This is a genomic window from Blautia sp. DFI.9.10, assembly GCF_024461705.1.
GTDB lineage: Bacteria > Bacillota > Clostridia > Lachnospirales > Lachnospiraceae > Blautia_A > Blautia_A fusiformis.
The window spans coordinates 173199-195168 of the sequence record NZ_JANGAA010000001.1 but is presented as its reverse complement, the minus strand read 5'-3'; the positions used below and the strand labels follow the sequence as shown (position 1 = coordinate 195168).

Annotated in this window: 19 protein-coding genes; 2 read left to right on the top strand and 17 right to left on the bottom strand. The window is 49.4% G+C overall.

The genetic code is table 11. From position 1 onward, the window contains the following. Positions 1-138: 138 nt before the first annotated feature. The 8 genes from gltA to NE671_RS00825 form a co-directional block, all read right to left on the bottom strand. Positions 139-1533 carry an NADPH-dependent glutamate synthase gene (gltA, locus tag NE671_RS00860; protein ID WP_021650554.1) on the bottom strand — a complete coding sequence of 465 codons (1395 nt, stop codon included), beginning with the start codon at positions 1531-1533 and terminating at the stop codon, positions 139-141. Then, positions 1533-2420, bottom strand: a complete 888-nt coding sequence (locus NE671_RS00855) for a sulfide/dihydroorotate dehydrogenase-like FAD/NAD-binding protein (RefSeq protein WP_015524825.1) — start codon at positions 2418-2420, stop codon at positions 1533-1535. Before NE671_RS00855 ends, gltA begins: the two co-directional genes overlap by 1 nt. A gap of 165 nt (positions 2421-2585) precedes the next feature. Further along, entirely contained in the window at positions 2586-3299 is a 714-nt protein-coding gene (locus NE671_RS00850; RefSeq protein ID WP_021650555.1) for a ClpP family protease, read from the bottom strand. 68 nt (positions 3300-3367) lie between these two features. After that, the gene (locus NE671_RS00845; protein ID WP_015524823.1) at positions 3368-4111 is read right to left on the bottom strand and encodes a YebC/PmpR family DNA-binding transcriptional regulator; all 744 of its coding nucleotides are present in this window, start codon (positions 4109-4111) and stop codon (positions 3368-3370) included. Between the two features lie 153 nt (positions 4112-4264). After that, complete coding sequence (locus NE671_RS00840) at positions 4265-4612, bottom strand: type II toxin-antitoxin system PemK/MazF family toxin (RefSeq protein WP_021650556.1); 348 nt, start codon at positions 4610-4612, stop codon at positions 4265-4267. A gap of 156 nt (positions 4613-4768) precedes the next feature. Then, on the bottom strand, positions 4769-5938 hold the full coding sequence (gene alr, locus NE671_RS00835; protein ID WP_110102265.1) for an alanine racemase: 1170 nt from the start codon (positions 5936-5938) through the stop codon (positions 4769-4771). Next, on the bottom strand, positions 5935-7452 hold the full coding sequence (locus NE671_RS00830; RefSeq protein WP_173740737.1) for an NAD(P)H-hydrate dehydratase: 1518 nt from the start codon (positions 7450-7452) through the stop codon (positions 5935-5937). The genes alr and NE671_RS00830 overlap by 4 nt, the downstream gene beginning before the upstream one ends. A gap of 61 nt (positions 7453-7513) precedes the next feature. Next, positions 7514-8161: a redox-sensing transcriptional repressor Rex gene (locus tag NE671_RS00825; RefSeq protein ID WP_021650558.1), complete on the bottom strand. Its 648-nt coding sequence runs from the start codon at positions 8159-8161 to the stop codon at positions 7514-7516. 214 nt (positions 8162-8375) lie between these two features. Between NE671_RS00825 and abc-f the strand changes: the two genes are divergently transcribed. Beyond that, positions 8376-10292, top strand: coding sequence for a ribosomal protection-like ABC-F family protein (abc-f, locus tag NE671_RS00820; RefSeq protein WP_022426792.1), 1917 nt, complete (start codon positions 8376-8378; stop codon positions 10290-10292). A 30-nt stretch (positions 10293-10322) separates the two neighbouring features. Here the strand turns inward: abc-f and NE671_RS00815 are convergent, their stop codons facing one another. Next, positions 10323-11189 (bottom strand): pyridoxamine kinase, encoded by an 867-nt coding sequence (locus NE671_RS00815; protein WP_021650560.1) that lies wholly within the window; start codon positions 11187-11189, stop codon positions 10323-10325. Positions 11190-11281: 92 nt separating this feature from the next. Between NE671_RS00815 and pdxR the strand changes: the two genes are divergently transcribed. Further along, entirely contained in the window at positions 11282-12598 is a 1317-nt protein-coding gene (pdxR, locus tag NE671_RS00810; RefSeq protein ID WP_173739636.1) for a MocR-like pyridoxine biosynthesis transcription factor PdxR, read from the top strand. Here pdxR and NE671_RS00805 read toward each other — a convergent pair. From NE671_RS00805 to NE671_RS00770, 8 genes are read right to left on the bottom strand one after another with little or no spacing between them, the layout of a single operon-like run. Further along, entirely contained in the window at positions 12595-13236 is a 642-nt protein-coding gene (locus NE671_RS00805) for a precorrin-8X methylmutase (RefSeq protein ID WP_015524817.1), read from the bottom strand. The two genes, pdxR and NE671_RS00805, sit on opposite strands and share 4 nt — an antisense overlap. 2 nt (positions 13237-13238) lie before the next feature. Then, positions 13239-14759, bottom strand: a complete 1521-nt coding sequence (locus NE671_RS00800; RefSeq protein WP_173739637.1) for a cobyric acid synthase — start codon at positions 14757-14759, stop codon at positions 13239-13241. Then, a complete protein-coding gene (gene cobD, locus NE671_RS00795) occupies positions 14744-15796 on the bottom strand; it encodes a threonine-phosphate decarboxylase CobD (RefSeq protein WP_022426795.1) in 1053 nt (350 codons plus the stop codon). The genes NE671_RS00800 and cobD overlap by 16 nt, the downstream gene beginning before the upstream one ends. A gap of 27 nt (positions 15797-15823) precedes the next feature. Next, entirely contained in the window at positions 15824-16801 is a 978-nt protein-coding gene (gene cbiB, locus NE671_RS00790; RefSeq protein ID WP_173739639.1) for an adenosylcobinamide-phosphate synthase CbiB, read from the bottom strand. Further along, positions 16788-18191, bottom strand: coding sequence for a cobyrinate a,c-diamide synthase (locus NE671_RS00785; RefSeq protein WP_173739640.1), 1404 nt, complete (start codon positions 18189-18191; stop codon positions 16788-16790). Before NE671_RS00785 ends, cbiB begins: the two co-directional genes overlap by 14 nt. Further along, positions 18192-20165, bottom strand: a complete 1974-nt coding sequence (gene cobK, locus NE671_RS00780) for a precorrin-6A reductase (protein ID WP_173740738.1) — start codon at positions 20163-20165, stop codon at positions 18192-18194. It lies immediately after the preceding gene. Then, positions 20158-20889, bottom strand: a complete 732-nt coding sequence (cobJ, locus tag NE671_RS00775) for a precorrin-3B C(17)-methyltransferase (RefSeq protein WP_021650567.1) — start codon at positions 20887-20889, stop codon at positions 20158-20160. The genes cobK and cobJ overlap by 8 nt, the downstream gene beginning before the upstream one ends. Further along, positions 20882-21970 carry a cobalt-precorrin 5A hydrolase gene (locus tag NE671_RS00770; RefSeq protein WP_173740739.1) on the bottom strand — a complete coding sequence of 363 codons (1089 nt, stop codon included), beginning with the start codon at positions 21968-21970 and terminating at the stop codon, positions 20882-20884. Before NE671_RS00770 ends, cobJ begins: the two co-directional genes overlap by 8 nt.

Here is a 21970-nt window from a genome sequence, read left to right as displayed (position 1 = left end):
GCATAACTGAGTAAAACTTACAATCTTCACTTGGCAAAAGTTTCAAACAAATGTTCTTTTTTGATCTGCAAGAAAAAAAATCCTCCGGCTGCATCAGAAAACACAGTCGGAGGATCTGTTTATAAACAGACTTTCTGCTTATTTATTTTTCAGATATTCGTCGATACCTTTTGCACCAGCTTTACCTGCACCCATGGCAAGGATTACGGTAGCTGCACCTGTAACGGCATCACCACCGGCATATACGCCGTCCTTGGATGTCTTACCGGTTTCTTCCTCGGCAACGATACATCTTCTCTTGTTGATGTCAAGGCCCTTGGTTGTGGAAGAGATCAGCGGGTTCGGTGAAGTACCAAGAGACATGATGACAGTATCTACATCCATATCATACTCGGAACCAGGAATCTCTACCGGACGTCTTCTTCCGGATGCATCCGGCTCACCAAGCTCCATCTTGACAACCTTCATACCGTTTACGTGACCGTTCTCATCAACGAGGATCTCCTTCGGATTTGTAAGAAGATCAAAGATGATGCCCTCTTCCTTAGCGTGATGAACTTCCTCTGCTCGTGCAGGAAGCTCTGCCTCACTTCTTCTGTATACGATATGTACCTCAGCACCAAGTCTCAGCGCTGTTCTTGCAGCATCCATGGCAACGTTACCACCGCCGACAACTGCAACCTTTTTGCCTGCTGCGATCGGTGTATCATAGGAATCATCGAATGCTTTCATGAGGTTGCTTCTTGTCAGGTACTCGTTTGCAGAGAATACACCGCTTGCATTCTCACCCGGGATACCCATGAACATCGGAAGTCCTGCACCGGAACCGATGAATACAGCCTCAAAGCCCTCATCCTCGATCAGCTGATCGATGGTAGTGGATTTACCGATGACAACGTTTGTCTCGAATTTAACGCCAAGCTCTTTGACCTTCTCGATTTCTTTCTTAACAACCTTCTGCTTCGGAAGACGGAACTCCGGAATACCGTAAACAAGAACACCGCCAAGCTCATGAAGAGCCTCGAACACAGTTACATCGTATCCTGCCTTTGCAAGGTCACCTGCACAGGTAAGTCCGGATGGACCGGAACCGATCACTGCAACCTTATGTCCGTTCTTAACCTCTGCTCCTGCAGGTTTGATATCATGCTCCAGAGCATAGTCTGCAACGAATCTCTCCAGCTTACCGATAGAAACAGCCTCACCCTTCTTACCGCGGATACACTGTCCCTCACACTGGGATTCCTGCGGACATACACGACCACAGATAGCCGGAAGTGCGGAAGATAAACCGATCACCTTGTAAGCCTCTTCCATGTTGCCTTCTTTGATGTGCTCGATAAATCCCGGAATATTGATGGATACCGGACATCCCTCTACACATTTCGGTTTCTTACAGCCAAGGCATCTCTGTGCCTCTTCCATTGCTTCTTCCTGATTATATCCAAGACATACTTCCTCGAAGTTTGTCGCACGTACCTTCGGATCCTGCTCTCTTACAGGAACTTTTTTTAACATTTTTGCATCTGCCATTAGTTGTCACCTCCGCAATGTCCGCATCCACCGTGGTGGGTATCGCCTTCCTGAAGCTTCAGTAATGCACGGCCCTCCTGGGTCTTATACATCTGGCTTCTCTTCATAGCCTGATCGAAATCAACGAGATGTCCGTCGAACTCCGGTCCGTCTACACAGGCAAATTTGATCTCATCACCGACCTGGAGACGACAAGCGCCGCACATACCGGTTCCGTCAACCATGATCGGGTTCATGCTGACAATTGTGTGAATACCAAGCTTCTTGGTAAGAAGACAGACAAATTTCATCATGATCATCGGTCCGATCGCTACACAGACGTCATAATGCTTGCCCTCGTTTGTCACAAGATCCTCAAGAGTCTTTGTTACCATACCGGAACGGCCATAGGAACCGTCATCTGTTGTAACATAAAGATTGGAAACAGCGCCAAGCTCTTTCTCAAGGATAACCATATCCTTAGTCTTGGAACCAAGGATAACATCCGCTGTGATGCCGTGCTCATGGAGCCATTTAACCTGCGGATAAACAGGTGCGGTACCGACACCACCGGCTACGAATACCATTTTTTTCTTCTTAAGTTCTTCGATATCCTCATGGACGAACTCAGACGGACATCCCAGAGGTCCTACGAAATCACGGAATGAATCTCCCGCCTTCAGTGCGGACATCTTAATGGTAGATGCTCCGATCTCCTGGAATACGATGGTAACTGTACCGGCCTCGCGATCGTAATCGCAGATGGTAAGCGGGATCCTTTCTCCCTTTTCGTCAAGTTTCACAATGATAAATTGTCCTGGCAGACAGTGGCTTGCCACACGTGGTGCATGCACAACCATAAGATGGATCTTAGCTGCCAGCGTTTCAGCTTTTAAAACCTTATACATGGTCTTCCTCCTCGCGCAAATTATAAACCTTTATTAATAATACGCTAAAAATCAGCATATGACAAGAGTAGATTTACAATTTCTGTCAAATTTCTTTACCACAGCACAGCGCAACCATGTTAGTCTTATGCAACTAGTATCATCAAAAGCCACATACAAAACTGGTTATTTCTGTGTTTTTTTCCTTTCGATAAGGGTATACAATCGGTCCAGTGCCTCCCGGATCCCTCCTACTTCATCGATGAGTCCTTCCTTTACCGCTTCCTCACCCTCCAGCATAGTCCCCACATCTTTTACAAGCTGGGAGGTATCCAGCATCAGCTCCTCCATCCGTTCTGCCGTGATATGTGAATGTCCGGATACAAAGGCAATGATCCGGTCCTGGATCTTTTCCATATTGCGGTAGGACTGCGCTACGCCGATGAACATTCCGTTCTGGCGCACCGGATGGACCACCATGGTAGCACTTGGCACGATAAAGGAATAATCTGCTGATACCGCCATGGGAACACCTATGGAATGTCCCCCGCCCAGCACCAGGGAAACCGTAGGGATACTCAGAGACGCGATCATCTCCGCAATGGCAAGCCCTGCCTCCACATCTCCTCCTACCGTATTTAAAAGGATCAGAAGCCCCTCGATCTCCTCATCGTCCTCAATGAGAGCCAGCTTTGGCAGTACATGCTCATACTTGGTTGTTTTGCTGTGAGACGGCGCGGATTCATGACCTTCGATTTCCCCGATCACCGTCAGAAGCTCCACTTTATGCTTCCGGAAATTTCCATCGAGCACTGCCTGCCCGGTTTCCCGGATCTGTTCGTTCTGGCTCGCTTCCCGGTCCAGTTCCTTCTGTTTTCTCTCTTCGCTCTGTTTTTCCATAAAAAAATACCTCCGGAATCTGAAATTCTGGAGGTATTATATGCAAAATATTACTTTCTATTCAGAGATCATTCGTCCCAGTTTGTCCATACGTCAGTAACGTCGTCGTCATCATCAAGAAGATCCAGTGTTCTGTGAAGATCTTTGATAGCCTGATCATCCGTCAGCTCCACATAGGTCTGCGGGATCATGGCGATCTGTGCTTCTACAAGCGGGATTCCGGCTTTCTCAAGAGCCTCACGTACAGCACTGAAATCGTCCGGTGCTGTGATGATCTCAAAGCTGTCCTCTTCCTCGTTGAAGTCCTCAGCACCTGCATCCAGGGCTGTCATCATCAGCTCGTCCGCATCCATCTCGCCGCACTCATCCTCAAGCTCTTCCTTGTCGATGATGATCTGGCCCTTCTGGTCGAACATAAAGGATACGCATCCCTGTGTTCCGATGCTTCCGTTACCCTTGGTAAACGCGTTACGTACATTACCTGCAGTACGATTCTTGTTATCTGTAAGAGTCTCTACGATAATAGCAACACCGTTCGGACCATATCCCTCATATACAGCCTTCTCGTAGCTGTCTGCAGAATCCGCACCTGCTGCCTTCTTGATTCCACGATCGATCGTATCGTTCGGCATGTTGTTCGCTTTTGCTTTTGCAATGACATCACGAAGCTTGCTGTTGTTTGCAGGATCCGGGCCGCCGGCCTTTACTGCCATAACGATCTCACGGCCGATGACTGTGAAGATCTTACCCTTCTTGGCATCATTTTTCTCTTTCTTATGTTTGATGTTGGCAAATTTTGAATGTCCTGACATGGTATCTTCCTCTCCTTGTTACCGTATATTTTCTTTCGTGCCCTGCTCATTTTGGGTACCGTTTTACATAATTGCAACTCGGTTTAATATAGCACTTATGAAAGATTTCGTCAAGAATCAGAAAACAAACCGGTCAAAATTCCTCATGTTCCCCTAAAAAGTCAGTTCCAGACTGATCTCAAGCGCATGATTCACCTTATCAAGCATAGCACTGTCCAGATGACACACCTTATCCTTCAGACGCCGCTTGTCGATGGTGCGGAGCTGTTCCAGAAGGATCACAGAATCCTTTTCGATCCCGTAGGCGGATGCATCGATCTCAATATGTGTCGGCAGCTTTGCCTTATTCATTTTTGATGTAATTGCCGCACAGATCACTGTGGGACTGTGACGGTTGCCCACATCGTTCTGGATGATCAGCACCGGACGGATGCCGCCCTGTTCACTGCCCACTACAGGTCTTAAGTCCGCGTAAAAAATATCCCCTCTTTTTATAACCACACAATTCACACTCCGATTCTGGTCCGGCTTATTTGCAAGCCGTATTCCTTTTTACAGATAAGTATTTCCACAATTTCTTTGTGTATACCATGCGTGGTACTTTTTTACCGGCCTTATGTCTGACCCGACGTTTTCCGGATCCGGGTATTTACGGATCTACTGGAAAAAGCTCTCCTCTTCTCCGCATTCCTTACCGTCTTTGATATAAACCCGCGGAACACGTTTACTGATCCCGCAGACAAATTCATAGGAAAATCTTCCGGAAAGATCTCCCAGTGTCTCCACACTGATAAATTCCTCCCCATCTCTTCCCATCAGGGTGACCTCGTCCCCGGCCTTCACCTCCGGGATATCTGTGACATCAACCATAAACTGATCCATGCAGACACGTCCGAGGATCGGAGCTTTTTTGCCCCGGATCAGGACCCAGCCCTTATTGGAAAGCTGTCTCGGATAGCCATCTGCATAACCTACGGGGATCGTTGCCATTCTGGTAAAGCGTTCTGTAACAAACGTTCCTCCATAGCTTACCGCTGTTCCACGTTCCACATTTTTCACATAGGATACATGACTTTTCAGCTCCATTGCAGGTGTCAGCTTCACAATATCACGTTCTACCTCCTCTGACGGATAAATACCGTAAATAGTGATGCCGGCACGAACAACATTGAGATTTGCTTCCGGAACACGGATGATACCTGCACTGTTGGAGCAGTGACGTACCGGAATATGAACACCTCTTTTTTCCAGAAGCTCTGCAAAACGGAGATAACGGTCCAACTGCACCAGTGCAGGAGAACGGTCGGTCTCATCCGCCCTGGCAAAATGGGTAAACATTCCCTCGATCACCAGATTCGGGATTTTTGAGATTTTTTCGATCTTTATCGCATTTTCTGGAATATCCGCATATCCGATCCTTGTCATTCCCGTATCCAGAGCCAGATGAATATGTACATTTTTTCCAATGCGTGCACCTGCTTTTGCATATTCTGCTGCTGTATTAAGATCCGATATGGTGATCCGGATATCATTGGCTGCAAGCTCTTCATAATATTCCTCAAATACAAGGCCAAGGATCAGGACAGGCTTGGTGATCCCTGCATGCCGAAGCTCCAGTGCCTCCTCTGCAGTAGCTGTTGCAAATCCCCAGATATAGTCATAGTCCTGGATCAGACGGGCAATAGCTCTGGCACCATGACCATAACCGTCTGCCTTGATCACAGCGATGATCTTTGTCCCTTCTTTGACATTTTTATGCATTTCCTCAAAATTGTGGGCAATGGCATCCAGTGATACCAGTGCTTTTACTCTCTCGTATTTCTTCATAACTTCGACTCCTCTTCACCTATAGCTAATGCCTTGGGCAGATATTCTATGATATCTCCTGCCAGCATACTGCGCTTTCCTTTTTCAGCGGCTGCAAGATCACCGCAAAGTCCGTGAAGATAAACACCTAACGCGGCCTTTAAAACCATGGGAGGCTGTTCCTCCGTTTTCAGATACATACATAACACTGCTGCCAGGATCCCGGAAAGCACATCTCCGCTTCCTGCAGTTGCCATTCCGGAATTACCGGAAAGATTCAGATACATCTGGCCTTTCTCATCTGCGATCACCGTACATGCATCCTTCAATACGCACACAGAGCCTGTTTCCGCAGCACATTTCAGTGCAGTATCTGCGATCTCATGCTGGATCTCCTGGATCGTTCTGCCACTGAGCCGGCTCATTTCTCCGATATGCGGTGTCAGGACTACATGCTCTCCCAGATACTGATACCACTGTGGATGTGCAGCCAGAAGGTTCAGGCCGTCCGCATCCAGGATCAGCGGCTTTTTCTCCCGGGCAGCCGCCGTGAGAAACCACTGTTCTCTCTCACGGCTGGCCACTGATGTTCCAAGTCCCGGTCCGATCACGATCACATCACACCAGGATAGAAGCTGTTCATTGGATTCCTGATCAAAGCGGCTGCAGACCATAGCCTCCGGAAGGAGTATCTGCAGCGGGATCCTGTTGGCTTCCACAGTCTGGATCTTTACCATTCCCGCACCGGCACGAAGTGCTGCACTGGCGCTTAAATAAGCGGCTCCGCACATTCCCTCACTTCCGGTCACAAAGAGCACTTTTCCGAAGGTACCCTTGTTTCCGCCGGGATCACGTTCCGGAAACAGCTGCAGATCTTTATTTTCCAGACAGGCGGCAGATGCAGTCACAGCTTCCTGCTCATAGATCCCGATATCGGCGGTAACGATCCTTCCTGCATACAGTCTTCCCGGATAAAAGCAAAGACCTCTTTTCCGGTAGGCAAATGTGACAGTCAGATCGGCGCTGAAGGCAATTCCCATTTCCAGGCCAGTATCTCCGTTCACTCCTGACGGGATGTCAACTGCGATCTTTTTGGCCCTCGCACTGTTCATCTCATGGATGATATCAGCATAATGCCCCTCGATCGGACGCGTCAGGCCTACCCCAAACACGGCATCTACTATAGTAGTATATTCACTCCACTGCGGGTTATTCACCTCCGGGACACGATAACCGGAAGCGATCTTATACTGAAGAGCTGTCTCTCTGGTCATTTTATCTTTGTTTCCGACCATATAAAACTCTACCCGGATCCCCTTCAGATGGAACAATCTGGCAACAGCGATACCGTCACCGCCATTGTTTCCGCTTCCGCAGACTACCAGGATCCTTTCGTCCTTCTGGAGATACTTTTCTGTTTCCTCTACCACCTTCAGTGCTGCCCGCTCCATCAGAACCTCGGAGGGAACTCCGATCTCACGGATCGTTGTGGAGTCCAGATCCTTCATTTCTTTGCAGGTAACAAGCTTCTTCATTCTGTCTTCTGCCTCCCCTCTGTCATAGAGAAAGCTGCCGTTTCCGGCAGCTTAACAATTCTTACTTATCCACATGTTCCTGCCTGTATTTGCTGAGATTATAAGACAGTGTCATCAGACTCTCGGAAAGATGAACGTTCTCTACGATCACATCATCCGGTGTCTCAAGATCAAGATGTGCAAAATTCCAGATTGCCTTGATCCCGTTCTCCACCAGAATATCTGCCATTTCCTTGGCTTTATTCTTGGGAAGTGTCAGGATCGCGATCTCCACGTTATTCTCTCTCAGGAAAAACGGAAGCTCACTGAGCATCTGGATCTCAAGTCCACGGACTGCGATGCCCTCAAGCACAGGATTTACGTCAAAGATACCAACCAGCCTGAACCCGCGCTTCTCAAAATCCACATAATTGGCAAGTGCCTGTCCCAGATTACCGGCACCCAGGATGATCATCGGATGAACGGTATCTAGTCCCAGGATCTTACCGATCTCTGTATAAAGATAGTGTACATTATAGCCATACCCCTGCTGCCCAAAACCGCCGAAATTATTAAGATCCTGACGGATCTGAGAAGCTGTGGTATGCATCTTCTTACTTAACTCATTGGAAGAAATACGTTCTACATTGTCTTCCATCAGCTCTCCTAAGTAGCGGTAATAGCGTGGCAGACGCTTAATCACCGCTTTCGAGATTTGTTTTGTCTCCACGATAGTTTTCCTCCTTACCTTACACTAGGTTAATTATAACGAATTGACATTTTCCTGTCAATTAAAGTTGTCTATTCTGTACAAATTTCTTTATAATTTTTCTAATAATTGATTTTTTCTTTGAAATCCCGGCAGTTTCCGTTATAATAGGTGGAGGATTTTTCCCTGTTCAGGCATAAACAGGGGTGATTCTTTATACAGGAGGACAGTTTTTATGATTTTATCATGTCAGAATATATGCAAGGCCTTTGGCGAAAAAGTAATTTTAAATGATGCATCCTTTCACATTGAAGACCGTGAAAAGGCTGCTCTGATCGGATGCAACGGTGCAGGAAAGACCACACTGCTGCGGATCATCATGCAGGAGCTTTCTGCTGATTCCGGTACCGTGGTGCTTGCCCGGGATAAAAATATCGGCTATCTTGCCCAGTACCAGGATATCCACGGACATCATACCATCTACGAGGAGCTTCTTACCACCAAGCAGCACATCATCGATATGGAACGCCGTATCCGCAATATGGAACAGGAAATGAACACGGTGACCGGTGATGAGCTGAACCGTCTGATGGAAACCTATACCCGCCTGACCCATCAGTTTGAGCTGGAGAACGGATACGCTTACAAAAGTGAGCTGACCGGTGTCTTAAAGGGTCTCGGCTTCACGGAGGAAGATTATGACAAGCAGATCGAAACTCTTTCCGGCGGTCAGAAAACCCGCGTGGCGCTGGGCAAGATGCTTCTTTCCAAGCCGGATATCCTGCTTCTGGATGAGCCAACCAATCACCTGGATATGGAAAGCATCTCCTGGCTGGAAACTTATCTTCTGAATTATCCGGGAGCTGTTTTTATCGTCTCCCATGACCGTTATTTTCTGGATAAGGTAGTCACCAAGGTCATTGAGATCGAAGCCGGACAGACCCGCGTATACAGCGGCAACTACTCTGCCTATGCTCTCAAGAAGGCTCAGCTTCGTGATGCACAGTACAAGGCATACTTAAATCAGCAGCGGGATATCAAGCATCAGGAAGCCGTTATCGCCAAGCTGAAATCCTTTAACCGTGAAAAATCCATCAAGCGTGCGGAAAGCCGTGAAAAAATGCTGGACCGTGTACAGAGGATCGAAAAGCCTCTTGAGCTCCAGGACCGGATGCGTATCTCGCTGGAACCACGGGTGTTAAGCGGAAACGATGTGCTCCACGTGGAAGCGCTTTCCAAGGCCTTTCCGGGACAGACCCTGTTCTCCGATATCTCCTTTGATATCAAACGCGGCGAGCGTGTGGCACTGATCGGAAACAACGGAACCGGAAAGACCACCATGCTGAAGATCATCAACGGTCTTATTGAGGCAGATGCCGGCAAATTTTCCCTTGGTTCCAAGGTGCAGATCGGTTATTACGATCAGGAACATCATGTTCTGCATATGGACAAGACGATTTTCCAGGAGATCTCCGATACTTATCCGACTCTCACAGAGACCGAGATCCGAAATATGCTTGCTGCATTTCTCTTTACCGGAGATGATGTTTTCAAGGAAATCTCCGCACTTTCCGGTGGAGAAAGAGGCCGTGTTTCCCTTGCAAAGCTGATGCTTTCCGAAGCCAACTTCCTGATCCTTGACGAGCCTACCAACCATCTGGATATTGCTTCCAAGGAGATCTTGGAGGAAGCACTAGTCAGCTACACCGGTACAGTCCTTTATGTATCCCATGACCGTTACTTTATCAATCAGACTGCGACCAGGATCATGGAACTGACAAACCAAGCAGTGGTAAATTACATCGGTGATTATGATTACTATCTGGAAAAGAAGGAGGAGCTGACCAGTACCTATGCACCGGGAAGCACTTCTCCGGAGGCACCTGCCGAAGAAAAATCGGTTTCCGAGAACAAGCTTTCCTGGCAGCAGATGAAGGAAGAACAGGCAAAGAAACGAAAACGGGAAGCCGAGCTGAAAAAAGTCGAAGCCCGTATCGAAGAGCTGGAAACAAGAGACAGCGAGATCGACGAGACTATGGTCCTTCCGGATGTCTGCACCAATGTAGCGGAATGTACAAAGCTGAGCCGCGAAAAAGCAGCCATCGCTGAAGAACTGGAAGAGCTTTATGAAAAATGGGAAGAGCTGGCCTGACGGTCAGCTCTTTTTTATCCCCTTATGTTTTTATGGAAGCAGCATGCCGAGATGCTGTTCAAAGCATACACCATCGTTACGGTCTGTTCCTTCCTCCACCGCATCCCGGATCGATGCCGAGATAAAGTCCACGGCCAGCTCTGCACAGGTTTTCATGGAATATCTTTTTACCAGCCCTGCACTGAGCACGGATGCAAAAAGATCTCCTGTCCCGGAATAGCTTCCGCCGGATTTCTCTGCAAATACCCAGGAGCTGTTTCCGTTTTCCAGGACAAGATTCCCCATTTTCAGAGGCTGCCCCTCCTCCCTGTGATCCACTCCAGTGATCACAACGGCAGGAAGTGAAAATTTCCGGGCAAGTCCGCACCCGATCTCCCGGATTTCTTCCATCCGCCGGGCCTCTGATACCTTTTGCAGTTTATTCCAGATCTCCTCCATTTTTTCTTTTCCGTAGAGAAGAAGGAGGGCTTCCGTAAGGTTCGGTGTGATCACATAGGAACGACGTGTCAGTTCGCAGAACCGGCTGCGGAGTTCTTCTGTATAGATCGGATAAACCGCGCCGTCATCCCCCATCACCGGATCTGTAAGGATCAAAGTATCCTTTCCTGCAAACGCATCCATAAATTTCAGGATCCTGTCTGCCTGCTTATCATCAGAAAGAAATCCTGTATAGATCCCATCCGGGAAAAATCCTCTTTTTTTCCACTGCTCCATATATGGTTCCATATGCTCTGTGAAATCCTCACAGAAATAACTTTCATAACCGGTCTGGTTGCTTAAAACAGCGGTGGGAAGTGGACACGCCTGGACTCCCATCACCGAGATCACCGGGATCGCTGCTGTCAGTGAACATTTCCCCAGCCCGGAAAGATCATTGATCACTGCTATTTTTTTCATGGTAATTCTCCAGTCTTGAGTTTTTTTCTGTAATATTATAGAATGAACTGTCAGGTTTACGCAATCATTTTTGGAAGGAAATCATCATACTTATGTTAAATATATCTGCAGAACACAAAAAAGAACACCTTTATCTGGAGGTTTACCACTATTATCGGAAGCTGATCCTGGAAGGCCGTCTCCTTCCCGGAAGCAAAATGCCCTCCCTCCGCAAATGCGCCCAGGAGCTGAAGCTGAGCCGTACCACCATCGAAAATGCCTATCTTCTGCTGGCAGCAGACGGCTATATCATCGCCAGGGCACAGAGCGGCTATTATGTCACCGGCATTGCTTCCAAGCAGCATCTGCTTACCCCCGAAAAACAGGATAAGGATATCACGCCCTGCCTTTATGATTTTGCCTCTTCCGGTGTTGACCGGGAAAGCTTCCGTTTTGATCTGTGGCAGCGTTACATCAAAAGCGCCCTCCGCCAGGGCGACCGTATGCTTTCTTATGGCGAACCCCAGGGTGAAAGCGATTTCCGGGAGGTTCTCGCAGACTATATCCGGGAACGCAGAAATGTGATCTGCTCCCCGGATGACATTGTAGTAGGGGCCGGTCTCCAGCCCCTTCTCCAGATCCTCTGCCCTCTGATCCATGAACGGAAAACCGTTTCGTTCCCCACACCGTCCTTCACCACATGCAGCACCATCTTTCAGGATTACGGCTTTGATGTCCATTACCGGGACAAAAGCTGCGATGTGATCTATGTTTCTCCTGCTCACATGACGAAATGGGGCGAGATCATGCCGGTAAAACGACGCCTGGAGCTGATCCGTCATGCGGAGATCGATGACCATCTGATCATTGAGGATGATTTCGAAAACGAATTTGTTTATTTCCAGAAACCGACGCCTTCACTTTTCGGTCTTGCAGGTGGTGAAAACGTTGTCTATATCGGTTCCTTTTCCAGGCTGCTGCTGCCCTCCATCCGTGTCAGCTTCATGGTATTGCCACGCTCTCTCCGGGAAAAATATACAAAAAAAGCAGCCTTTTATAATCAGACTGCTTCCAAGGCAGAACAGATCGCACTCTGCCAGTTTATCCGCGACGGGCATCTGGCTTCCCAGACAAGAAAGCTCCGCCGCCTTTATTCCCAGAAGCTGAAGGCTCTTTCCCAGGCTGTCCGGGAAACCTTCGGCCAGGACTGCCAGATCCAAACAGGAGCCGCAGGAACCAGCCTTGCCCTTACTCTCCCCTGTTCTCTCACAGGCAGTGAACTGACAGACAGAGCCCGGAACCATGGTCTGGGACTGGAGGTTCTCAGAGAAAACGGAGCCGAGGTCACCTTGGTCCTCTCCTGCTCCTCCATTCCATCCAAGGATTTTCTGCCTGCCTGTCAGCTTCTGAAGGAGGTTACCGGCTCCTAATCTCTCCGGTTATCGATCATGTAGAGCAGGGCATTTACAATGCACGCAGCGATGTTGCTTCCACCCTTGCGTCCTTTTGCCACAATATAAGGCACATCTGCGTGCATGATCAGCTCCTTGGACTGCACAACATTCACAAAGCCTACCGGCACACCGATGATCAGCTCAGGAGAAAGCTTTCCGTTCTCAATAAGCTCATAAAGACGTACCAGTGCGGTAGGTGCGTTCCCAATGGCAAAGATCAGCTTTTTATCCATCTCTGCGGCCTTGTCCATGCTGGCTGTGGCTCTGGTAGTCCCGTTCTTTTTTGCAAGGGCAGCCACATCCTCATCGGACATGAAACAGTAAGCCTCACCGCCGTAGCGGGCAAGTGCACGCTTGTTGATCCCGGCCTTTGCCATCTGGGTATCTGTGACGATGCAGGCACCGTTGCGGATGGCGTCCATGGCCATCTCCACTGCACCCTCCGAGAAGCAGAGATTTTTTGCATAATCAAAATCTGCGCTTGTGTGGATGCAGCGTTTTACGATCAGCTCTGTTCCCGGGATCAGGGGAGTATCCCCCAGCTCTTCTGTGATGATCTCAAAGCTTCTTTTTTCAATCTCCATGGGTTTTACATTTTCAAGCTCAACTTTCATTTCTATTCTTCCTCCGTAATCCCGTTTTCCAGTATCTCATAGATTTTTTTCATATCCAGATGCTTCCGCAACTCTGAAGCCAGGATATCATACTGCTGTTCCTTAAATGCCGCAAAATCCACGCCTGTCATATTTTCCACATCAATACCTTTTTTCTCGCCGATCACGCGGATGATCGCCTCTGCAGATGCTTCCTTATCGAAAACGCCGTGAATATAGGTTCCGCACACATTTCCTGCAAAAGCACCCTCTTCTTTTTTCTTACCGCTGACGCTGTCTGTGATCTTCGTGGCTGTTCCTGCATTGTCCTTCAGGATGCTTTCGCCCATATGGATCTCATAGCCCTCGATCTCCGCACCGGAAAGAGGAGCAAACACACCGGACAGCTGACCGAAATGCCCCTGCACCCTGGTCCTGGTTTTCTTTTCGGCAAATACCGTTTCCATGGGAAGAAGTCCCATTCCTTTCATGGAACCGCCATTTTCAACTCCATGAGGGTCGCTTAAGGTCTCGCCCAGCATCTGATAGCCGCCGCAGACACCAAAGATCAGCTTGCCTCTGGAGGCTTCCTTGAGAACCGCTGCCTCCATTCCGCTTTCCCGCATCCAGATCAGATCACCCATGGTGTTCTTGGTTCCAGGAAGGATGATCATATCCGGAGAGTGAAGATCTCTCGGGTGTTTTACATAGCGGAGAGAAACTCCGGGAATGCTCTCAAAAGGATTAAAATCCGTAAAGTTGGAAATCCTTGGTGTACGGACCACTGCGATATCAATGACACCGGCTTCCTGCTTCCGGTCAAAACGCTCCGTCAGGCTGTCCTCATCCTCCACCTGGATATCCAGATAAGGCGCCACACCCACCACCGGGATCCCGCTTCTTTCCTCAAGCATGACAACACCAGGGTCCAAAATAGTCTTATCTCCGCGAAATTTGTTGATGATCAGCCCCTTTACCATAGCCTTCTCATCGTCCTCCAGAAGCTCCACCGTACCGATCAGCTGGGCAAAAACACCTCCACGGTCAATATCTCCCACAAGAAGGACCGGTGCCTTGGCCATCTTTGCCATACCCATATTTACAATATCCTCATCCTTGAGATTGATCTCGGCAGGACTTCCCGCACCTTCGATGACAATGATATCGTTATCTGCTGCAAGAGCGTTGTACGCCTTCATCACATCCGGGACCAGGGTCTTCTTATATTTGAAATAATCCCTAGCACTCATGGTTCCAAGAACCTCTCCGTTTACGATCACCTGGGAGCCTACATCATTGGTAGGCTTCAGAAGGATCGGATTCATCAGGACAGACGGCCGGATCCCGGCTGCCTCTGCCTGCATGACCTGGGCCCGTCCCATCTCAAGACCATCCTCTGTGATAAAGGAATTCAGTGCCATATTTTGTGATTTAAAAGGAGCCACACGATATCCATCCTGCTTAAAGATCCTGCAAAGTCCCGCAGCCAGCAGGCTTTTTCCGGCATTGGACATGGTTCCCTGTACCATTATTGCTTTTGCCATAATATACCTCCCTCAAGTACTTCGATCAGTTTTACATTTTCTTCATGGCGCTTTACCGCGATCCGGTAATACCCCTTTGTAAGACCCGGATAATTGCTGCAGTCACGGATCAGGATCCGCTTGCGCAGACAGAAGTCAAAGAGCTCCTCCGGTCCTTTAAAGAAAATATAATTTGCTTCCGACGGAAATACTTTATACCCAATGCGGGCCAGCTCATCCTTCAGCCACTGTGCCTCCCGAAAAACAAGCTGTCTTCCCTCCTCTACATATTCCGTCTCTGTAAGTGCCTGGAGCCCGGCTGCCTGGGCCATGGTGGAAACATTCCATGGCTGAACGCAGAGCTCCATCCTTTCCAGCAGCTTTCTGTCAGAACAGAGGCCATAGCCCAGCCGCACACCGGCCATGGCATATCTTTTTGTAAATGCCTTCAGGATAAAAAGATTATTGAACCCGGAAAGAGAACGCTTCAGAGAATACTCTTCCGGTTCCTTTACAAAATCAAGGAAACACTCATCTACCACCAGCAGGATATCCAGCTTTCTGCATTTTTCCAGGATCCTTTTCAGAAGCCTGTGGGGAATCAGCATGCCGGTAGGATTGTTGGGGTTACATAAGAAAGCCATATCCAGTCCCTTATGGAGGATATCCAGATATGCTTCACTGAGCACAAAACCGTCATTTTCCGTCAGCATGTAATATTCCAGCTCACAGCCAGTGCTGGCCAGAGCCTGTCCGTATTCCGCAAAAGTAGGCGCCGGGATCAGAGCCCGCTTTGGCTTTACTGCATGACAGAGCGTAAAGATCACTTCTGCTGCTCCGTTACCACATATTACCTCTTCCGCTTTTACCCCTTCCGATTCTGCGATCCTTTCCCTGAGAACGCCGCATCCCACCTGGGGATACTGTGCAATATGATCCAGACTGTGGATAATGGCCTGCTTCACACTTTCCGGTGTTCCCAAAGGATTCAGATTTGCCGAAAAATCCAGGCAGTCTTTATGTTTATATACGTCTCCTCCATGTATGTGTTTTGTCATTGGTCATTCTCCTGTCTGTATTTATTGTTACCTTAATAACCCGAACCGGATCCCCGCACTGAGCAGTCCAAATACAACCACCCCCAGTATGGATGCCGCGTACATCAGCCGGTTAGCTCTTTTGATATCCTCCGGCTCCACCGGGCGGATCGGATCCCCGATCGTGGGTTTTTCATATAATTTCCCGAAATAATATGCATTTCCCGCAAGCTGTACATCCAGCGCTCCGGCCATGGCAGCCTCTGTCTGAGCAGAGTTGGGGCTTGCATGATTTCTCCGGTCACGTTTGTAGATCTTTGCCGCGTTTTTTGTATCCATTCCTGTAAAAACAGTTCCTGCCACCATCAGCCATCCGGAGATCCTGGCAGGGATATAATTGGCCACATCATCCAGCTTTGCCGCAATACGGCCGAAATAAAGATATTTGTCATTTTTATATCCAAGCATGGAATCCATGGTATTGATACCCTTATACAAAAACATCAGCGGCACCCCGCCGATAGCCATATAAAGCATGGGGGCGATCACGCCGTCGGATGCATTTTCCGCAACGGTTTCCACAGCAGCCTTTGTCACGCCGGTTTCCGTAAGCTCTCTGGTATCACGGCCTACGATCATGGACACCGCATAGCGTGCCTCGTCCAGAGTTCCGTTTTTCAGCCGGTCATAAACCTTCATACTCTCATCTTTCAGGGAACGGGTGGCAAGAAGCTGATAGCACCAGAAAACCTCCAGCACAAATCCGGTCACCGGCAGATACCGGTAAAGATAATAAAGCACCAGAAGCGGCACCCCGCCGCTGAACAGACAGACAAGCACTACGATCAGAAAGCCTCCTGTCAGCTCACCGCCGTGATTTTTCGGAAAAATCTTCCGGATCATTTTTTCCAGCACTGCGATCAGATTGCCGATGACACAGATCGGATGATAAAGCCATCTGGGATCTCCGATCAGAAGATCCAGCACAAATCCTATGACCAGTGCAGGAAGACTATATTTCAGCATCTTTTTTCTGCCTCCGTTCTTTCTTATATTCCAGTGCGTTCTTCAGAAAGCGTGCCGGAACCCTGGGATTTCCGTAATAATAAAGATGCGGAAATCCTGCCATCAGCCTGCCCCGGTCATGGATACAATCCCATCCTCTTTTAGATGCCGGCTTTGCCGCATGAAAATCCTCTCCGCAATCTGTGGAATCAAAATAATGGAATTCATGAGCCGGGATCTCACCAAGTCCGGAATCCTGTTTTTCCGTAAGGGTGATATAGCCGAACCGATTCAGCTTCGGTGTGCGGTAAGCCTTTCCAGGGATCACCCCGCAGACTCTGCGCTGCTTTCCTTCCATATCCTCCATCTCCTGATGAAGATACATGAATCCGCCGCACTCTGCCAGACAGGGCATTCCGTCACGGATGGCTTCTCGGATCCGGGTGCACATTTCCTGATTTTCTTCCAGCGCCTCCCCGTTTAATTCCGGGTAACCGCCGCTTAAAAGAAGCCCGTCCAGATTCTCCGGAAGCTCTCTGTCATGAATGGGTGAAAAACGTACCAGCTCCGCTCCCATCTGCTCCAGAAGATTTAAATTATCCGCATAGAAAAAGCAGAAGGCTTCATCATCCGCCACACCGATCCGCACCTTTTCCTCTGTACGGTATCCGAAGGCAGTATCCTTCTGTATCAGCATTTCCGTCTCCGGTGCCGCAAGCTCCGGTGCTTCCCCTGCAAGCTCCAGGATCCCATCGATATCCAGGGTTTTCTCCAGTACCTCGGAAAGCTTCTGCAGACGGCTTTTCAGCTCCGGGATCTCCTCCGGAAGCACCAGCCCCAGATGACGGCTTTCGATCACACAGTCCTCCACCTTCGGAACATATCCCAGCACCTTTACGGAAAGCTCCTCTTCCAGAAGCTTCTTCATCCTGGGATACAGCATGGGAGACATCTGGTTAAAGATCACGCCGCAGATATGACTGTCCTTTTTGTATTCCAGAAAGCCCTTTACATAGGCAGCCAGGGAAACACTCATGCCACGGCTGTTTACGATCAGGATCACCGGTGTATCTGTGGTGGAGGCCAGATCATAGGCGCTGGCTCTGGAGGTGATCCCTCCTACACCATCATAATACCCCATGACTCCCTCCATCACTGCGATCTCACAGTCCGATGCGTTCTTTGCCAGAAGATACCGGGTTCTGTCTCCATCTGTAAAAAACGTATCCAGGTTTCGGGATCTTGTACCGATCACACGGCTGTGGAACATAGGATCTATGTAATCCGGGCCGCATTTAAAAGAAGCCACCTTAAGGCCACGGTTCACCAGCGCCTGAAGAAGCCCGCAGGTGATCAGGGTTTTTCCGCTTCCGCTGGCACCTGCCGCAAGAAGTATTCTCGGGATCTTCACCTAAATCTCCTCCCCTCTTCCGCTGCAGGAAATGATATAGATCGGATTCTCACCCATCATCATATGATACCTTCCGATAGATTTGGATCTTGCCGCAGACAGCTGTACGATATCCACATCCGTCAGGCTGAAATCTCGGATGGCATTCATGGCTTCCGTCACCGTCTCCAGGGTGATGCAGTTGATCACGATCCGTACTCCCGGATTTTTGTCCAGAAGAAGCCGGATGATCTCATTCATATTTCCGGAAGACCCGCCGATAAAGGCATGTGTTGGAACAGGCAGTTCCACCATTGCTTCCGGTGCAGTACCTGGCACGATCTCCAGATTATCTGTGGCAAATTTCCGCCTGTTCTCCTTCAGAAGAGCAAGGGCATCTTCCTTTTTCTCGATGGCATAGACCTGCCCCTTCCAGGCACGAAGCGCCATCTCAACGGAAACCGAGCCTGTGCCCGCTCCCACATCATAGCAGACAGAATTTTCCTGAAGACGAAGCTTGGACAGAGAAACCGTACGCACCTCTTCCTTTGTCATAGGCGCCTTCCCACGGAGAAATTCCTCATCACAGATCCCGTGAACTGCGGGCAAAGGTACTGCGTTTTCATTGCACGCAGTTACCACGCTTAACGCATCTCCCCGGTATTCTGTAAGCTCTGCCGCACTGGCATGAAAGATCTTTTCATTTTCGTAGGAAAGATTTTCGCCCACATAGAGGGTCACATCACCCATTCCATACGCAACCAGTCTGGAAGCCAGCCGGGCTACCCCATCCTCTGTTCCCAGAATGGAAAAAACCTTGGGGTTATGCCGGATCAGGGCAATCAGATTGCAGTCTCTTCCATGAGCACTGACGATCTTCGCATCATCCCAGGAAAGACCGATCTTCGCCATAAAATAAACAACGGAAGAAATACCGCAGATCACCTGGACATCGCCATCCAGAAGATCCATCAGCTTCCTTGCGCCGCTGTAGAAGCCCACATCGCCGGAAAGGGCAATGGCAACGGTACGGTACTGTGGATGTGTCTTGATATACTCCACGATCTTATCACTGCGGTACTCATGGAGAACCATCTGCCCCGGCCTCTGTACAGCATCTGTCATACGCTTTGCACCGATCAGAAGCTCCGCCTCATCAAAGGCCTTCTTTCCTTCCAGGGTCAGTGTTTTTTCCGCACCCATGCCGATGCCTACAAGAGAAACCCTCTGTGACAGGGTAAGGCCGAACAGCTTTGCCAGAAATACCCTTGCTTCCGGCAGGGACAGCCCCTCCTCCTGCAAAGGTCTTCCGATGATCACAGGTGTGACACCGCAGCGCTGACAGGCCTCCATCTTTTCCGGGAATCCACCTGCCAGACCGGTATCCTTGGTGACCAGATAGCTGCACTGAAACTGTCGAAGCATGGCTTCGTTGATCTCTGTGGAAAATGGCCCCTGCATACCGATGAGATGCTTTCCTTCGATCCCCAGCTCCGCACAGGAGCTGATCACGGAAGGGATGGACAGCACCCGGGCAAAAAGCCTCTCCTGGTAATCCGGGATCACTGTAAATTTAGACAGCTCCTTGCTTCCTGTGGTAAGAAAAATGTTCCCCTCTGTACCGGAAAGAAGCTCTGCCGCCTTCTCCGTGCTTTCCACATAGATGGCTTCCCTGTTCTTCTCCCCCTCCGGGCGAAGGACACGCTGATAGCGGATGCTTCCGTTCTCACAGGCAGTCCGGATATTTTTTGTCACCTCTGCTGCATAGGGATGAGTGGCGTCCAGAACGATCTCCGGCGCTTCCCTTCGGAAAAGCTCCTCCATATCTTCGGTTTTCAGCCTTCCGGCGCTGACATGGAGAAATTCATTTTCCTTCAGAAGGGAGCCGCCATATTCCGTGGCTGCACAGGCATAGACCGGAACATGATTTTCCGCAAGGAACTCACAGAGCGCATAGCCCTCGGTGGTCCCCGCAAAAACAATGGCTTTATACATTCTTATATCCCCTTGGTGTTACCATCTTGCCGTTTACATTCTTAGTCTGTGAATTTCCCACAAATACGGTAGTAAACATATCCACTTCTGTATCACGGAGTTCCTTCAGTGTCATAACCTGTGCAGTCTCGCCGTCACGTGCGATCTGGGCAACCGTGCCGCAGACAGTATCCGGGGACTTGTATTTCATCATCAGATCACAGGCCTTCTGAAGATAATCCTTACGTTTTCTGCTGGACGGATTGTAAAGGCATACCACAAAATCCGCCTGTGCTGCTGCCAGAAGCCTTGCCTCGATCTTCTCCCACGGAGTCAGAAGATCACTTAAGCTGATCAGGCAGAAGTCATGGATCAGCGGTGCACCCAGCACTGCGGCGCCGCCTGTGGCTGCTGTCACACCCGGGATAATGGTCAACTCCACATCCGGATAGTTTTCTCCCACCTCATACATCAGACCTGCCATACCGTAAACACCGGCGTCACCACTGCAGATCATGGAAACGGTTTTTCCTTTTTTTGCCTCGTCAAAAGCAAGTACACAGCGGTCTACCTCTTTTTTCATCGGTGTGGTCATGAACTCTTTGCCTGCAAAATACTCCTTTACAAGATCCACATACACCGTGTAACCGATGATCACATCACTTTCATTTAATGCACGGATCGCTCTTCCAGTCATCTGGTCATACGCACCCGGGCCAATTCCTACAACATAAATCTTACTCAAAACGTATCCTCCGATTTCCGGCTGCAAGGGCGGTGGTCACACCGTCCCGGCCTGTTTTTTTTCTGATCAGTGTACCCTGTCCGCAACCCAGAACCGCGCTTCTCTCACAGACATTCTCTACACCTGTTATCTTTTTTACAAATTGTGACGGGGTAAATTCACCCTGCACTGCCTTCAGCTCTTCCTCTGTAAAGGTCAGAAACGGAAGCTGCCAGGCTTCTGCCAGAGAAAGAAGTCCCACCTCTTCCTTCTTCAGATCGATACTGGCAATAGCGCTCAGTGCTTCTCTGTAAACATCCGATTCCTTCAGACATTCCTCTGCCGCCTTCCGGATGGAGGCTGCATCCTTTCCCCTGCGGCAGCCCATTCCCAGAACTGCAGCGGGCGGCACCACATGGACTGTATTTTTAAAGGGCAGGCAGCCTCTGTGGATCGTCACCGCAATACCTGTTTCCGGTGCCTCACCGGCTTTCTCACCCTTATCCGGATCCGCTGCAGCTGAGGGCCTTCCGTCTTTTCCGCAAAGCACCAGACCCTCCGGCAGCTCTCCATCCCATGGAAACTCACTGTAAAAGCCAACGCTCTCTCCTGCAAGAAGGGCCGCAGAAGCCTCCTTTGCAGCCTTCATATGAAAAATAGCACAGCCATTCTTTTTTGCAAAAACATCCACTGCAAAACGGCTGTGAAGATCTGTGGCTGTTGTCACAACCGGCACCGCCTTAAGATATCCGGCACAGCGAAGAGCCAGCTCATTGGCTCCGCCCAGATGTCCGGAAAGAAGAGCAATGACAAATTTTCCGCATTCATCGATCACCAGCACAGCCGGATCCGTCTTTTTTCCGGCAATGTAAGGTGCGATACTGCGCACTGCGATCCCGCAGGCACCAACAAAGATCACGCCCTCTTTTCCTGTCCGAAACTGTTCCCCTGCCCACTGGGAGGTGGAAACAGAGATCGGATCCGGAAGGTACCGGCTCTTTTTTGCAAGGGTGACACTCTCACCCTCTTTTTCCAGCGCCCTCTGAAGCCTTTCCCCTGTCTCCAGCCCTGTCATACTGAAGCAAATGATGGAAATGTTCAT

What these genes read in the sequence shown, in the direction of transcription:
- cobD (WP_022426795.1), bottom strand. Translation starts at nt 15,796, where the DNA reads ATGACAAAACACATACATGGAGGAGACGTATATAAACATAAAGACTGC.
- cbiB (WP_173739639.1), bottom strand. Translation starts at nt 16,801, where the DNA reads ATGCTGAAATATAGTCTTCCTGCACTGGTCATAGGATTTGTGCTGGAT.
- NE671_RS00770 (WP_173740739.1), bottom strand. Translation starts at nt 21,970, where the DNA reads ATGAACATTTCCATCATTTGCTTCAGTATGACAGGGCTGGAGACAGGG.
- NE671_RS00805 (WP_015524817.1), bottom strand. Translation starts at nt 13,236, where the DNA reads ATGAAAGTTGAGCTTGAAAATGTAAAACCCATGGAGATTGAAAAAAGA.
- NE671_RS00850 (WP_021650555.1), bottom strand. Translation starts at nt 3,299, where the DNA reads ATGGAAAAACAGAGCGAAGAGAGAAAACAGAAGGAACTGGACCGGGAA.
- NE671_RS00830 (WP_173740737.1), bottom strand. Translation starts at nt 7,452, where the DNA reads ATGAAGAAGCTTGTTACCTGCAAAGAAATGAAGGATCTGGACTCCACA.
- abc-f (WP_022426792.1), top strand. Translation starts at nt 8,376, where the DNA reads ATGATTTTATCATGTCAGAATATATGCAAGGCCTTTGGCGAAAAAGTA.
- cobK (WP_173740738.1), bottom strand. Translation starts at nt 20,165, where the DNA reads ATGTATAAAGCCATTGTTTTTGCGGGGACCACCGAGGGCTATGCGCTC.
- alr (WP_110102265.1), bottom strand. Translation starts at nt 5,938, where the DNA reads ATGAAGAAATACGAGAGAGTAAAAGCACTGGTATCACTGGATGCCATT.
- pdxR (WP_173739636.1), top strand. Translation starts at nt 11,282, where the DNA reads ATGTTAAATATATCTGCAGAACACAAAAAAGAACACCTTTATCTGGAG.
- NE671_RS00845 (WP_015524823.1), bottom strand. Translation starts at nt 4,111, where the DNA reads ATGTCAGGACATTCAAAATTTGCCAACATCAAACATAAGAAAGAGAAA.
- NE671_RS00855 (WP_015524825.1), bottom strand. Translation starts at nt 2,420, where the DNA reads ATGTATAAGGTTTTAAAAGCTGAAACGCTGGCAGCTAAGATCCATCTT.
- NE671_RS00800 (WP_173739637.1), bottom strand. Translation starts at nt 14,759, where the DNA reads ATGGCAAAAGCAATAATGGTACAGGGAACCATGTCCAATGCCGGAAAA.
- NE671_RS00815 (WP_021650560.1), bottom strand. Translation starts at nt 11,189, where the DNA reads ATGAAAAAAATAGCAGTGATCAATGATCTTTCCGGGCTGGGGAAATGT.
- gltA (WP_021650554.1), bottom strand. Translation starts at nt 1,533, where the DNA reads ATGGCAGATGCAAAAATGTTAAAAAAAGTTCCTGTAAGAGAGCAGGAT.